Source organism: Ideonella sp. (assembly GCF_036277275.1).
Classification (GTDB): Bacteria; Pseudomonadota; Gammaproteobacteria; order Burkholderiales; family Burkholderiaceae_C; genus Ideonella.
On record NZ_DASUNH010000020.1, the window covers coordinates 68,754 to 81,776 of the forward strand.

The 13,023-nt window shown below is 66.4% G+C and carries 11 protein-coding genes; 3 read left to right on the forward strand and 8 right to left on the reverse strand.

The genetic code is table 11. The annotated features are described in order from the left end of the window. Positions 1-18 precede the first annotated feature (18 nt). The 8 genes from VFY73_RS04370 to VFY73_RS04405 form a co-directional block, all read right to left on the reverse strand. Positions 19-687: a TetR/AcrR family transcriptional regulator gene (locus tag VFY73_RS04370; RefSeq protein WP_329716691.1), complete on the reverse strand. Its 669-nt coding sequence runs from the start codon at positions 685-687 to the stop codon at positions 19-21. A 196-nt stretch (positions 688-883) separates the two neighbouring features. Continuing rightward, positions 884-1,969: a 1,2-phenylacetyl-CoA epoxidase subunit PaaE gene (paaE, locus tag VFY73_RS04375; RefSeq protein WP_329716692.1), complete on the reverse strand. Its 1,086-nt coding sequence runs from the start codon at positions 1,967-1,969 to the stop codon at positions 884-886. Between the two features lie 178 nt (positions 1,970-2,147). Next, complete coding sequence (paaD, locus tag VFY73_RS04380; RefSeq protein ID WP_329716693.1) at positions 2,148-2,720, reverse strand: 1,2-phenylacetyl-CoA epoxidase subunit PaaD; 573 nt, start codon at positions 2,718-2,720, stop codon at positions 2,148-2,150. A 5-nt stretch (positions 2,721-2,725) separates the two neighbouring features. After that, positions 2,726-3,514, reverse strand: a complete 789-nt coding sequence (gene paaC / locus VFY73_RS04385) for a 1,2-phenylacetyl-CoA epoxidase subunit PaaC (RefSeq protein WP_329716694.1) — start codon at positions 3,512-3,514, stop codon at positions 2,726-2,728. Between the two features lie 16 nt (positions 3,515-3,530). Beyond that, positions 3,531-3,821: a 1,2-phenylacetyl-CoA epoxidase subunit PaaB gene (paaB, locus tag VFY73_RS04390; RefSeq protein WP_329716695.1), complete on the reverse strand. Its 291-nt coding sequence runs from the start codon at positions 3,819-3,821 to the stop codon at positions 3,531-3,533. 22 nt (positions 3,822-3,843) lie between these two features. Further along, entirely contained in the window at positions 3,844-4,845 is a 1,002-nt protein-coding gene (paaA, locus tag VFY73_RS04395; RefSeq protein ID WP_329716696.1) for a 1,2-phenylacetyl-CoA epoxidase subunit PaaA, read from the reverse strand. A 9-nt stretch (positions 4,846-4,854) separates the two neighbouring features. Then, positions 4,855-6,162: a phenylacetate--CoA ligase PaaK gene (paaK, locus tag VFY73_RS04400; protein WP_329716697.1), complete on the reverse strand. Its 1,308-nt coding sequence runs from the start codon at positions 6,160-6,162 to the stop codon at positions 4,855-4,857. A gap of 230 nt (positions 6,163-6,392) precedes the next feature. Further along, positions 6,393-8,000, reverse strand: a complete 1,608-nt coding sequence (locus tag VFY73_RS04405) for a hypothetical protein (RefSeq protein ID WP_329716698.1) — start codon at positions 7,998-8,000, stop codon at positions 6,393-6,395. A 231-nt stretch (positions 8,001-8,231) separates the two neighbouring features. Here VFY73_RS04405 and VFY73_RS04410 point away from each other — a divergent pair, with 231 nt between their 5' ends. From VFY73_RS04410 to VFY73_RS04420, 3 genes are all read left to right on the forward strand, one after another. Beyond that, a complete protein-coding gene (locus VFY73_RS04410) occupies positions 8,232-9,890 on the forward strand; it encodes a glycoside hydrolase family 44 protein (protein WP_329716699.1) in 1,659 nt (552 codons plus the stop codon). A gap of 56 nt (positions 9,891-9,946) precedes the next feature. Beyond that, a complete protein-coding gene (locus VFY73_RS04415; RefSeq protein ID WP_329716700.1) occupies positions 9,947-11,197 on the forward strand; it encodes a hypothetical protein in 1,251 nt (416 codons plus the stop codon). Positions 11,198-11,410: 213 nt separating this feature from the next. Further along, on the forward strand, positions 11,411-13,023 hold a 1,613-nt coding region (locus VFY73_RS04420), incomplete at its 3' end, for an alginate lyase family protein (protein WP_329716701.1).

Consider the following 13,023-nt stretch of genomic DNA (forward strand, 5'->3'; position numbering starts at 1 on the left):
CAAGGGTCTTCAGGGCTTTCACAGGGCAGTCTCCTTTCGGGGGGTCTTCTTGCGGGAAGCGGGGGACTCGGTGGGCGCGGCGGGCACGCTGACAGCGCCCAGACCACCGAAGAACAGCTCAGCCACCATCGGGGCCATCTGCTCGTGCGTCAGGCGCTGCCCGTCTTCGGCTGGCTTGAGCCAGGTGAACATCCAGTTGATCATGCCGAACAGCAGCATGGTCAGCGGTTTGTGCAGATCGACGGGTTTGAGCGCAGGGCGCACGGTGGCCACGGTGTCGGCAAATGCGTTGACGACGCGCCTTTCGATCGCCAGCACTTGCTCGCGTTCGGTGTCTTCGAGGAACTTGACGTCCTCGGTCAGCACACGGTGTTCGTTCTGCGCGTTGGCGTACTCGCGGACGAAGCGCACGATCAGCTCGCGCAATCGAGCCTCGGGCGACAGGGGCTGTGAGAGCACCTCTTCGACGACGGCCTCCAGCCGCTTCACGTGTGCCTCGGCCACCAGCGCCAACAGCGCATGCTTGTCGCGCACGTAGTGGTACAGCGCCGCCTTGGACAACTCGCACGCCGCCGCGACCTGGTTCATCGACGTCGCGGTGTAGCCCTGCTGCGCGAACAAGGCCGAGGCCTTCGCGAGGATCTGATCGCGCTGGTCAGCGTAGCCGGCGGAACGGGGTCGGGCCATGGGTCAGTGGCGGTGGAGGTCTGGGGCCTTCGACGGGCCCTCAAGCAGCAAGAACGCGGGCGGCGTACCCCCTACCGTTCGTGCTGAGCTAGTCGAAGCACCGGCCCTGAGCCTGTCGAAGGGCCGGAAAACCGGTGGCTGCACGTCGACCCGCGCACCATCCTTCGACAGGCTCAGGGCGGACACGTGGCGGCTGTCAACGCTCATCGAACGACACCGTGACACAAGGCGTCAGCGGGTGTGCCTGGCAGGTGAGGATGAAACCGTCGGCGACTTCGGCCTTCTCGAGCGCGAAGTTGCGGTCCATGCGCACCTCGCCGTCCAGCAGCTTGGCGCGGCAGGTGCCGCAAACGCCGGACTTGCAGGAGTACGGCACGTCCATACCCGCGCCGGCCGCCGCGTCGAGGATGCTGGGGTCGGTCTTGCGAAAGACGATGTCACGCGTCAGGCCATCGCGCACGATCGTGATCTTGGCGTTGTCGGCGTCGCCTTCCTTCGGCGCATGCAGCTTGGCCAGGTCGCCAGCCGACTGCAGCGCGATGCCGAAGCGTTCGATGTGGATGCGCTCTTGCGCCAGGCCCGCTTCGAGCAGCGCGGCCTCGCCTTCGTCGTTCATCGCGTAGGGGCCGCAGACGAAGGCATGGTCGACGTGCTTGACGTCGATCACGGTGTGCAGGAACTCGGCGATCTTCTCGCGGTTCATGATGCCCATGTTCAACGGCGAATCGACCTGCTCGTCGCTGAACACATGGTGCAGCGTCAGCCGCGTCATGTAGCGGTTCTTCAGGTCTTCGAGTTCTTCCTTGAACATCGTCGACGCCGCGCGGCGGTTGCCGTAGACCAGCGTGAAGCGGCTGCCGGGCTCACGCTTGAGCACCGTCTTCATGATCGACAGGATCGGCGTGATGCCACTGCCACCGGCCAGGCCCAGGTAGTGGCGTGGCGCCTCGGGCGCCAGCGGCACGAAGAACTTGCCCTGCGGCGGCATCACCTGCAGCGTGTCGCCGGCCTTCAGGTGCTGGTGCAACCAGTTCGAGAAGATGCCACCGGCGACCTTGCGCACGCCGACACGCAACTCGCCGTCGTCCAGCCCGGCGCAGATCGAGTACGAGCGGCGCACGTCCTGCCCGTCAACGTCATGCCGAACCGTCAGGTACTGGCCCTGCGTGAACTTGAACATCTCGGCGTGCTCGTCGGGCACCTCGAACGAAACGATCATCGCCTCGTCGGTGTCGGGGCGCACCTCGCGGACGCGCAACGGATGAAAGTGAAGAGTAGTCATTGGAATGTCACCGTCAACGGAGCGCCGCAGCGCCGCTCGCTCCAAGTGGCGTGCGCGGATCCGGCTTTGCCGGTCCGCTGCGCGAGCCCCCTCGGGGGGCCGAGGTCGGACATGAACAGTCCTGAGGACTGTTTGTGCCTACCGACGGGCCGAGCTCCGGGAGGGGCGTGGGGGCTCTTCATATGGGTTTGAAATGTTCGAAGGGTTCGCGACAGGAGAGGCAGCGGTACATCGCCTTGCATGCGGTGGAACCGAATGCAGACAGGCGCTCGGTCTGCGCGCTGCCGCAGTGCGGGCAATCGATGTCGCGGGCCACGATGCGGATCGGCGATCCCTCGGCGCTGCATTGCCCAGGTGGCGCAATGCCATAGGCACGCAAACGCTCGCGGCCGGCCTCGCTGATCCAGTCGGTGGTCCAGGCCGGCGCGCGGCGCATCGTCACGTTGACGGGGCCGAGCCCGTCATCTTCGAGCGCGCGCACGATCGCTTCGTTGATCTGCTCGGTCGCCGGGCAGCCCGAGTAGGTAGGGGTCACGGTCACCTCCAGACCCGCGCCGGTATCGACGACTTCGCGCACCAAGCCCAGGTCGACCACCGACAGCGCCGGCACTTCCGGGTCGGGCACGCTGCCCAGCACACCCCAGGCGCGCTCGACTCGGCCCTCGCCCGCTCGACGCGCAGGCACGTCGGGCAGCGCCCAGCGTGCGTCCGGCGTCGGCAGCGCGGGGAACAGGCCGCGGGTGTCGACCATGGCTGTCACCACTTGCCGCCGGGGTAGCTGCGCTGCAGGTGCTGCATTTCGGCCAGCATGTAGCCCAGGTGCTCGCTGTGCACGCCGCGGCTGCCGGTCGAGCGGAAGGCGCTGTCTTTCGGCTGGGCCAGCTTGGCATCGGCCAGCACGGCGCTCACCGCGGCTTGCCATGCGTCGCGCAGTTCGCTGCGCGCCGGGCCCAGGCCGGTGGTGACGGCGTTCGCATCGGCCTGATCGTCGTCGAACAGCTCGATGACATACGGCCACAGGCTGTCCAGTGCCTGGCCCATGCGGCGCGTCGACTCTTCAGTGCCGTCGCCCAGGCGCACGACCCAGCCCGACGCGTGTTCAACGTGGTAGCGCGCTTCCTTCACCGCCTTGCCGGCGATCGCGGCCACTTCGGCGTCGCTGCTGGCCTGCAGCCGCTGCCAGAACAGGTGCAGCCAGGTGCCGAGGAAGAGGTTGCGCAGCACCGCATCGCCGAAGTCGCGCCCGCCCTTGCGGCCCGGCAGCTCGGCCATCGTCATGTTCAGGTAGTCGCGCTCGTCACGCAGGAAGGCGAGCTGGTCTTCATCCACAGGCACGGCCGCCCCCTGCCCCACATGCGTGAGCAGCGCACGCGCCTGGCCCAGCAGATCGAGCGACATGTTGGTCAGCGCGATGTCTTCTTCGAGGATCGGGCCGTGGCCGCACCATTCGGACTGGCGCTGGGCATGGATCAGACAGGTATCGGCCACACGCAGCAGGTAGCGCGTGCGCAGGTCGTTCGGCGGGGTGATCGAAGGCGTCGTCATGTCGTGCAGCCTCGGCTCACATGTGGTTCACGGACTCGGGCAGTTCGTAGAACGTCGGGTGGCGGTACACCTTGTCCTCGGCCGGGTCGAAGTACATGTCCTTGTCGGCGGGGTCGGAGGCGACGATCTGGTCCGAACGCACGACCCAGACGCTGGTGCCTTCCATGCGGCGGGTGTAGACGTCACGCGCCAGCTGTATCGCCATCTTCGCGTCGCTGGCATGCAGGCTGCCGCAGTGCTTGTGGTCCAGGCCCGCCTTCGGGCGGACGAAGACTTCCCACAGCGGCCATTCGTTTTGCGTTGTCATTGCGTGTTGCTCCTGTGGCTCTTCAAGCGGCTGCAGCCGCGGTGGTCTTCTTGCGGGCATGAGCAAGCGCGGCTTCGCGCACCCACGCGCCGTCGTCCCACGCCTTCACGCGGGCGGCCATGCGCTCGCGGTTGCACGGGCCGTCGCCGTTGACGACGCGCCAGAACTCTGTCCAGTCGATCGGGCCGAAGTCGTAGTGCTCGCGCTCGGCGTCCCACTTCAGCAGCGGGTCGGGCAGCGTGACGCCCAGCACCTTGGCCTGCTCGACGGTCGCGTCGATGAACTTCTGGCGCAGGTCGTCGTTGGACAGGCGCTTGATGCCCCAGCGCATCGACTGCGCGGTGTTCGGGCTGTCGGCATCCGGCGGGCCGAACATCATCAGGCTCGGCCACCACCAGCGGTTGGTCGCGTCCTGCACCATCGCCTTCTGCTCGGGCGTGCCGTCGGTCATCATCACCAGCAGCGAGTCGAAGCCCTGGCGCTGGTGGAAGCTCTCTTCCTTGCAGACGCGGATCATCGCCCGCGCATACGGCGCATACGAGCAGCGGCACAGGGGGATCTGGTTCATGATCGCCGCGCCGTCGACCAGCCAGCCGATCACGCCGACATCCGCCCAGGTCAGGGTCGGGTAGTTGAAGATCGAGCTGTACTTGGCCTTGCCGGTGTGCAGTGCGTTCACCATCTGGTCACGGCTCGTGCCCAGCGTTTCAGCCGCCGAGTACAGGTACAGGCCGTGGCCCGCCTCGTCTTGCGCCTTGGCCAGCAGGATGGTCTTGCGCTTGAGCGTCGGTGCGCGCGTGATCCAGTTGCCCTCGGGCAGCATGCCGACGATCTCGGAGTGCGCATGCTGGCTGATCTGGCGCACCAGCGTCTTGCGGTAGTGCTCGGGCATCCAGTCTTTCGCTTCGATGAAGGCGCCTTCGTCGATGCGCGCCTCGAAGCGCTCTTCGAGCACCGCCTCTTCGGCCGAGCGAATCGCCTTGCGCTCTTCCTTCGGCGCGGTGTCCATGGCTTGGGTGTACATACGGTTCTCCTATCGAGGGCGCTTGTCGATCACGCGACGCGCTTTTCCAACCAAGGTTCGTTCGATCGACTCGGGCATGCCCACGTCGACGCGGGCGCTGATGCCGATCAGGCTCTTGATGCGCTGCTGCAGTTGCTGGCCCATCAGCCCGCGGTCGGCGCCGGCATGGGTGGGCAGCACCTCGGCCAGCACCTGCACTTCGTCCAGCGCGCCCTCGCGGGTGACGACGATCTGGTACTGGCCCGACAAGCCCATCGTCTGCAGCACGAGCTCTTCGATCTGGGTCGGGAACACGTTGACGCCGCGGATGATCAGCATGTCATCGGAGCGGCCGACGATCTTGCCGATGCGTCGCATGCTGCGCGAGGTGGGCGGCAGCAGCCGCGTCAGGTCGCGTGTGCGGTAGCGGATGACCGGGAAGGCTTCTTTCGTCAGCGAGGTGAAGACCAGCTCGCCCTCCGAGCCGTCGGGCAGCACGGCGCCGGTTTCGGGGTCGATGATCTCGGGGTAGAAGTGGTCTTCCCAGATCACCGGGCCGTCTTTGCTCTCGACGCACTCGCTGGCCACGCCCGGGCCCATCACCTCGGACAAACCGTAGATGTCGACCGCGTCGATGGCGGCGCCGGCCTCCAGGTCGCGGCGCATCGCCTCCGTCCACGGCTCGGCGCCGAAGATGCCGACCTTGACCGACATGTCACGCGGGTTCAGGCCATGGCGGCGGAACTCTTCGATGATCACCTGCATGTAGCTCGGCGTGACCATGATGATGTCGGGCTTGAAGTCGCGGATCAGCTGGACCTGCTTCTCGGTCTGGCCGCCGGACATCGGGATCACCGTGCAGCCCAGCCGCTCGGCACCGTAGTGCGCGCCCAGGCCACCGGTGAACAGGCCGTAGCCGTAGGCCACGTGGACGATGTCGCCGGCCCGGCCACCGGCGGCCTTGATCGAGCGCGCCACCAAGCTGGCCCAGGTGTCGATGTCGGCCTTGGTGTAGCCCACCACGGTCGGCTTGCCGGTCGTGCCCGACGACGCGTGCACACGCACCACCTGCTCGCGCGGCACCGCGAACATGCCGAACGGGTAGTTGGCACGCAGGTCGTGCTTGGTGGTGAACGGGAACTTGGCCAGGTCGGCCAGGCTGCGCAAGTCCAGCGGGTGCACACCCTTGGCATCGAAGGCCTTGCGGTAGTGCGGCACGTTGGCGTAGACGCGGTCCAGCGTGCGTTGCAGCCGGCGCAGCTGCAGGGCTTGCAGCTCGTCGCGGCTCGCGGTTTCGATCGGCTCCAGGTCGCCGGGGGCAGGCGTCTTCACGGGCATGCGATGGATCTCCAAGCGCCGCCCGCATTAATCTACCGAACGGTCGGTAAATGATAACCACTCGGCCGTGTTTGATGCAAGTCAGGGTTTCGTGGTGTCGTCCTGGCGCCGCCGCCACCGTTCATGCCGAGCGTGTCGAAACACCGCCATTCTTCGACAGGCTCAGGATCGCCCTTTCGACGCGCTCAGGGCGAACGGTTGGCGACTTGCCACGGCGGCCGGGTCGAATCTCAAAAAACGGTCGAGCGCGGCCCGGCCGTGTTCGGCACCCGGGTCGGCAGATCACCCTCCGGGCCGGGTGCAATGACCGCGCCTGAGCCGGCGGACTTCAGCCTGTCGAGCACCGCCTGGTCGAAGGTGAAGTTGTTCTCCGAAGGCGGCGGATTCGCCGTGTTGCTTCCGCAGTCGCGGCTGAGCGCCGCCTTGCAGGCATTGCTGGCCGCGGTCGTCGGCGCGCCCAGCGGGGCAAAGACATAAGCCGAGTTGGAATCCTTCTTGATCGGTTGGCCGACGCCGTGGAAGTAGTTGCCCTCGATCAGGATCGACGAGGGGTTCGATGATTCCAGCGCATGCCCGCTGCCCGAGTCTTGGAAGTAGTTGTTCACCATGTGCAGCTGGCCCGCCCCCGAGCCGCCGAACTTCGGCGCACGCCCGCTGAAGTGGCGCACCCAGTTGCCGTGGAAGGTCATGGTGTCGTTGGCACCAACGAACATCAGGTTCCAGTAATGCCGGCCATCGCAATAGAAGCCGTACTGGTCGGCGCCGTTGAAGTCGTTGTTCGAGATGGTCGTGTTGGAGACCGTCCCGAAGCCCGACACGACGAACTGGCGGCCGATGCGTTGGATGCGGTTGTGGTCGATCCAGATGCGGTCCGCGTTGTCCAACGTGATGGCATCGCCGGCGAAGATGATGCCGTCGTTGATGTCGCTGAGGGTCAGGTTGCGGATGATGACGTTGCTGTTGCCGCCGATGATCCGCAAGCCCCGGCCCCTGATGCCGGAGTCGTCACCCTGGCCGATGATGGTCTTGTTCGACCCCACCTGCATCGGGTTGACCCCGGCCGCGTCGTAGCTGACGCTGAAGTTCGGTTTCCCGGCACAGTACGACGGGCTGGTGGTCGTCAGGATCAGCTCGTTCTTCTTCGGATCGGTGCACGAGTTGTAGACGCAGCCGTTGCTCGACTTCTGCCCCATCGTGTTGGTGAAGTCCAGCACGCCGGCGATCTTGATGATCCGGGGCGCCTTGTCGTTGCATACGCCGCCGCTGTCGTAGGAGCGGCACAACGCCGAAGGCAGGTCTGCGGCACGAGAGATCGTGACGATCTCTGACGAACCCGCGCCGCCCGTGACGTTGCGGCCATAGCCCACGGGCGATTCCGATGCGGCATCCGACACCCGGCACTCCTTCTTCGTGCCCGGCAGCGGATCGCTGCCGAAGAAGTCGTTGGTGCACTGGCCGCTGCCGGTGACCGACCTGGTCACCCAGGCGCTGCCACGGCCATACCGGATGTTCTGCGTGCCGGCCACGGTGAAGTTGGTTCGCTCGTCGGCGATCTTCGTCCAGACGGTGGCACTGGCGACCTGGCATTGCTTGCGGACGCCCCAGAAGGGATCGCTTCCGAAGTAGCTGTTGCTGCAGACAGCCGTGCCGGTCACGACTTTCGACACCCAGTTGTAGCCGCTGCCATAACGCACGTTCTGCGTGCCCGATACCGTGAAGCTGCCGTTCTCGTCGGCGACCTTCGTCCACGTCGCCGACCACGCTGGAGCGCTTGCCATCGCCGCAGCCACCACCATCAACAGGCGGCTTGGTGACGTCATCCTCGCGAGCAGTCTCATCGGGGTCTCCGTCCATTTTTCAGGGGCGGCCAGATTAGTTCGGCTTCAGCACCAACTATCTAGTGGTAAACGTGGAAGCCGTAACGCCCGGTTGCGGAACTTGCGTGCGCACAGCGCGTTAGGAGGTGCAGGTTGACAACGTTATCAATACGATGCTCGACGGGGCGGTTCGGCCGAGGCTCGGTTGCACTGCCGCCAACAGCAGAGCAACGACATCAGGAGACAAGCCCCATGACACGCAAGATTCATCTCACTGCGCTCGCGGCCGCCGCCTGCTTTGCGCTGATGCCCGCCGCCTGGGCGGCTACCGGGCCGACCATCACGGTCGATGCCACCGCGGATCTGCACGACATCAGCGACGACATCTACGGCATGAACTTCGCCGACGAGGACCTGGCCAAGGAGCTGGCGCTGCCGGTGCGGCGCTGGGGCGGCAACACGACCACGCGCTACAACTGGCAGCTGGACATCGACAACCGCGGCAGCGATTGGTTCTTCGAGAACATTCCTTATCCGCTGCCCACCGATGGCCGGGTGCTGCCCCATGGCTCCAGCGCCGATCGGTTCGTCGAGCAGGATCGGCGAACCGGCACCAAATCGCTGGTGACGCTGCCGATGTCGGGCTGGGTGGCCAAGCGCCGTCCGCCGAATGACAACCATCCGTTCGATTGCGGCTTCCAGGTGTCTCGCTACGGCGCGCAGCAGTCGGTCGATACGTGGGACACGAACTGCGGCAACGGCGTGAAGCCCGATGGGACCCTCATCACCGGCAACGACCCGACCGAGACGAGCATGGCCATCGGGCCGAGCTTCGTGCAGGACTGGGTGCGCCACCTCGTCGCCAGCTACGGCAGCGCGAAGAACGGCGGCGTGAAGTTCTATGAGATGGACAACGAGCCCGAGCTCTGGCGCTCCACCCACCGCGACGTGCGGCCCGCGCCGCTGAGCTACGACGAGTTGCGCGACCGCACCTGGCAGTACGCGTCGGCCGTCAAAGCGGTGGACCCGGGCGCGAAGATCCTCGGGCCGTCGAGCTGGGGCTGGGTGGCCTACTTCTATTCAGACCTCGACACCGCACCCGGCGGCAACTGGTGGGACGACCCGAAGGATCGCAACGCCCACGGCGGCGTGCCGCATGCCGAGTGGTACCTGCAGCAGATGAAGGTCTACGAGCAGCAGAACGGCAAGCGCATCCTCGACTACCTGGACGAGCACTACTACCCGCAGGCGGCCGGCGTGTGGGGCGACGGCACCGACGCCAACACCGCCGCGCTGCGCCTGCGCTCCACCCGCTCGCTGTGGGACCCGACCTACACCGACGAAAGCTGGATCAACGACAAGGTCAACCTGATCCCGCGCATGAAGACCTGGGTGGCCAACAACTACCCCGGCACCAAGCTCGCGATCAGCGAGTACAGCTGGGGTGCACACGGCCACATCAACGGCGCGCTGGCCCAGGCCGATGTGCTGGGCATCTTTGGTCGCGAAGGGTTGGACCTGGCGACGCTGTGGTCGCCGCCGTCATCCGCCGAGCCGGCCGCGTTCGCCTTCCGCATGTACCGCAACGTCGACGGGCAAGGCGGCCGTTTCGGCGCACGCGGCGTGCGGGCCACGAGCGCGGACCAGGGGCAACTTTCGGTCTACGCATCGCGCCGCGGCAAGAACGGTGCGCTCACATTGATGGCGGTGAACAAGTCGGGCACGGCGCTGAGCAGCAAGATCACGCTGAACCACTTCGCCGCCGGCAGGAAGGCGCAGGTCTATCGCTATTCGCCGGCCAATCTGTCGGCGATCGAGCATCTGCCTGGCGTGCCGGTGACGAGCGGCGTCATCAACGCCGAGCTGCCGGCTGACTCGATCACGATGTACGTCGTGCCCGTCAAGAAGTGATGCCCCTGCGCGCACGCTTCAATTGCCGGGCAGCGAAGCTCCGCTCCGTCGTCTGGATGATGGCTGTTTCCGCCACGGGCGCCTGGGGCACCGCCCAGGCGGCTTGCGACGCACTCGACCAGCGCGTGAGGGTCACCACTGTGTCGGTCGGCGGCAATGTGTCGCCAAGCGATGAGTACACGCCGGTCGTGATCGCCGCGCGCGGTGACGGCACCAGCCTGCTGGCCTGGACCGATCGTGCCGCCAGCCGCATCCAACTGGCCAAACTGACGCCTGCGGACAAGCTGAAGCGCCAGCTGCCGGCGCTGGCCGGCCTGGAAGTGCATGCCGCGCTGCCGCAGGCCGATGGGACGGCCTTGGCGATCATGTCGAACGACCCCGACATCTACTCGCCCAAGTACTGCTGGCGCACCGACACGCCCGACAAGGCCGTGTGCGGCAAGATGGATCTGGTGCGGGTGGACACCAGCGGCGCACAGCGCTCGCGCACGACGCTCACCGAGAAGGGCAATGTGGACAGCGACGGGGCGCAGTTCATCTGGTGGTACGGCCACACGGCGCGCCTCGCGACGGACGGCGCTCGCATCGGCGTGTACTTCCGTTCGGCCCTGTCGACGCCGCGGCCCGGCGCGCCCGGCGAGGTGGACATCCACGCGGGCGACACCTTGAAGTTCGTCGATGCCAGTACGGGCGCACTGGTGAACGGCGGCTGGGAATGGGGCTGCAGCCACAGCTGGTCGGTGCGGCTGGCGCACGGCGGATCGCGCTGGGGTGCCGCCTGTCATGGTGATGCCTTTCCGAATGCGATGCAGGTCTCGCGACTGAGTTCTCCCACCGCGGCGCCCGATCCCTTGCAGTGGTTGGCGGGCACCGACCCCGCACGCCGGGCACTCGGCGGCCTGGTGCCTGCGGGCAGCGGCGGCTTCTGGATCGACTACCTGCAGCCGGCGTCGAATGGGCTGGAGCTGAAACTCGCCAAGGTGCCCGCGACCGGGTCGGCGCTCAAACGGGTGAAGACGATCGCCACCGGCGCCGCGTTGGATGCGACCTACCCCTTCCGGCCCTACATGGCGGCCTCTGGCAAGGGCAAGTTGCTGCTCGGCTGGAAAGCCTCGGGCCAGTTGAAGCTCGCGGTGGCCGATGCGGGCACCGGCGACATCATCGAGGGCCCCGTGTCCACCACGCTGAAGATCGACAACTTCCAGGACATGGTGACAGCGCCGAACGGCGATGTGCTGTGGGCCTACAGCGGCGGTGGCGGCAACATTCAAGTCAACCGCGTGGCCGCGTGCTCGCTGGCTCGATAGACGGCATCAGGAAGCTTTTCAATGGACGCGAACGATTCTTCAGTGTCGATGCAGCGGCGGAGTCTTCTGGCCATTGCCATCCGCCTCGCTGCGCTGGGCGCAGCCGGCTGCGGGGCGCTCCGGGCAAGCAATGCCACGCCAACGTCGTCGGCCCACAGCCCGCGCGCCTTCACCCACCCCGGCCTTCTTCACACCGAAGCCGACTTTGCCCGCATGCGGAAGAAGGTGACTGCGCAAGCCGAGCCATGGCTCAGTGGCTGGAACGCGCTGGTCGCGAGTGGCCGCAGCCAGCTCGGCGCGAGCCCGCGCCCGCTGGCGACGGTGATACGCGGCGGCCCGGGGCAGAACTATGCGCAGCTGTACATCGACATCGCGCGCACCTACCAACTGGCCTTGCGCTGGAAGGTGTCAGGCGACACGCAGTATGCGGATCTCGCCGTCACCTTCCTCAATGCCTGGTCGTCGACATTGACCGCGATCACCGGCAATGCCGACCGCTTCCTCGCGGCCGGCATCTACGGCTACCAGTTCGCCAATGCCGCCGAGATCATGCGCAGCTACCCCGGCTGGGCGGCGGCGGACCTGGCGCGATTCCAGACCATGATGCTGACGGTGTTCTATCCGTTGAGCGCCGACTTCCTCGTTCGTCACAACGATGCCGTCATCACCAACTACTGGGCCAATTGGGACCAGTGCTCGCTGGCGTGCATCCTCGCTGTCGGCGTCTTGTGCGATCGCGCCGACATCTACGACGAGGCCATCGCCTACTACAAGCTCGGCGGCGGCAACGGCGCGGCCCTCCAGGCCGTTCACTACGTCCACCCAGGCTACCTGGGCCAATGGCAGGAAAGTGGACGTGATCAAGGGCACTGCACGCTGGGCATCGGCCTCGCCGGCGCGCTTTGCGAAATGGCCTGGAACCAGGGCGACGATCTCTACGGCTACGACAACCGGCGCTACCTGGCAGGCGCCCAGTACGTCGCCAAGTCCAACCTGACGGACGACAGCGGCGCCTTCTTCTCGGTACCGTACCTCGTCTACAGCAACAAGCAAGGCACGAGCACCGCACTCTCCGGCGCAGGTCAAGGGCACCGCCGCCCAGTGTGGGAGATGGCGCTGCATCACTATGAGGGGCGGCTGGGTGTCGCCACCGGCCATGTGGCCGCGATGGCAGAAACCCTCCGCCCCGAGGGAGACGGTGGCAACGGCGATCAACTCGGCTTCGGAACGCTCACCTTCGCCCGCGAAGCCCGCACCGGCCGTGCACCGACCGGCCTCACCGCCAGGCTGCTGGGCAAGCGGGTTGTCCTGTCATGGTGGGGAACGCCGGGCGCGGTCTCGTACACCGTCCGCCGCGCCAAGCGCAGCGGCGGGCCCTACACCGCGGTCGCCACCGGCATCTCCGGCCTGCTCACGTGGACGGACACGCCGGAAGACAAGGAAGCGACCTACTGGTATGTCGTGGTCGCCGTCAGCGCCAGTGGAAAGAGTGTGCCGTCCAACGAAGTATCGGCATCCAGGGCGCCCCGCCTGTGGTTGCACCTGCCGTTCAATGAGCGCGCCGGTGACACCACGGCCGATGCCACCAAGCGCTGGCCGCCCAGCGTGCTCAGTGACAGTGTGGTTCGAGTCGACGGCCAGAAAGGCCGAGCCGTTCAACTGGACGGCCGCAGCTCGTTCATCCAATTGCCATTCGCGGTGCTGGACGAACTGAGCGACTTCACCATCGCGGTCTGGGTCTATCTCGACACCGTGTCGACGTGGGCGCGGATCTTCGACTTCGGTTCAGGGACTCGCCGCTACATGTTCCTCACCGCGCGTGGGCC

What these genes read in the sequence shown, in the direction of transcription:
- VFY73_RS04405 (WP_329716698.1), bottom strand. Translation starts at nt 8,000, where the DNA reads ATGAGACTGCTCGCGAGGATGACGTCACCAAGCCGCCTGTTGATGGTG.
- paaB (WP_329716695.1), bottom strand. Translation starts at nt 3,821, where the DNA reads ATGACAACGCAAAACGAATGGCCGCTGTGGGAAGTCTTCGTCCGCCCG.
- paaE (WP_329716692.1), bottom strand. Translation starts at nt 1,969, where the DNA reads ATGACTACTCTTCACTTTCATCCGTTGCGCGTCCGCGAGGTGCGCCCC.
- paaA (WP_329716696.1), bottom strand. Translation starts at nt 4,845, where the DNA reads ATGTACACCCAAGCCATGGACACCGCGCCGAAGGAAGAGCGCAAGGCG.
- VFY73_RS04415 (WP_329716700.1), top strand. Translation starts at nt 9,947, where the DNA reads ATGATGGCTGTTTCCGCCACGGGCGCCTGGGGCACCGCCCAGGCGGCT.
- paaC (WP_329716694.1), bottom strand. Translation starts at nt 3,514, where the DNA reads ATGACGACGCCTTCGATCACCCCGCCGAACGACCTGCGCACGCGCTAC.
- VFY73_RS04370 (WP_329716691.1), bottom strand. Translation starts at nt 687, where the DNA reads ATGGCCCGACCCCGTTCCGCCGGCTACGCTGACCAGCGCGATCAGATC.
- paaK (WP_329716697.1), bottom strand. Translation starts at nt 6,162, where the DNA reads ATGCCCGTGAAGACGCCTGCCCCCGGCGACCTGGAGCCGATCGAAACC.
- VFY73_RS04410 (WP_329716699.1), top strand. Translation starts at nt 8,232, where the DNA reads ATGACACGCAAGATTCATCTCACTGCGCTCGCGGCCGCCGCCTGCTTT.
- paaD (WP_329716693.1), bottom strand. Translation starts at nt 2,720, where the DNA reads ATGGTCGACACCCGCGGCCTGTTCCCCGCGCTGCCGACGCCGGACGCA.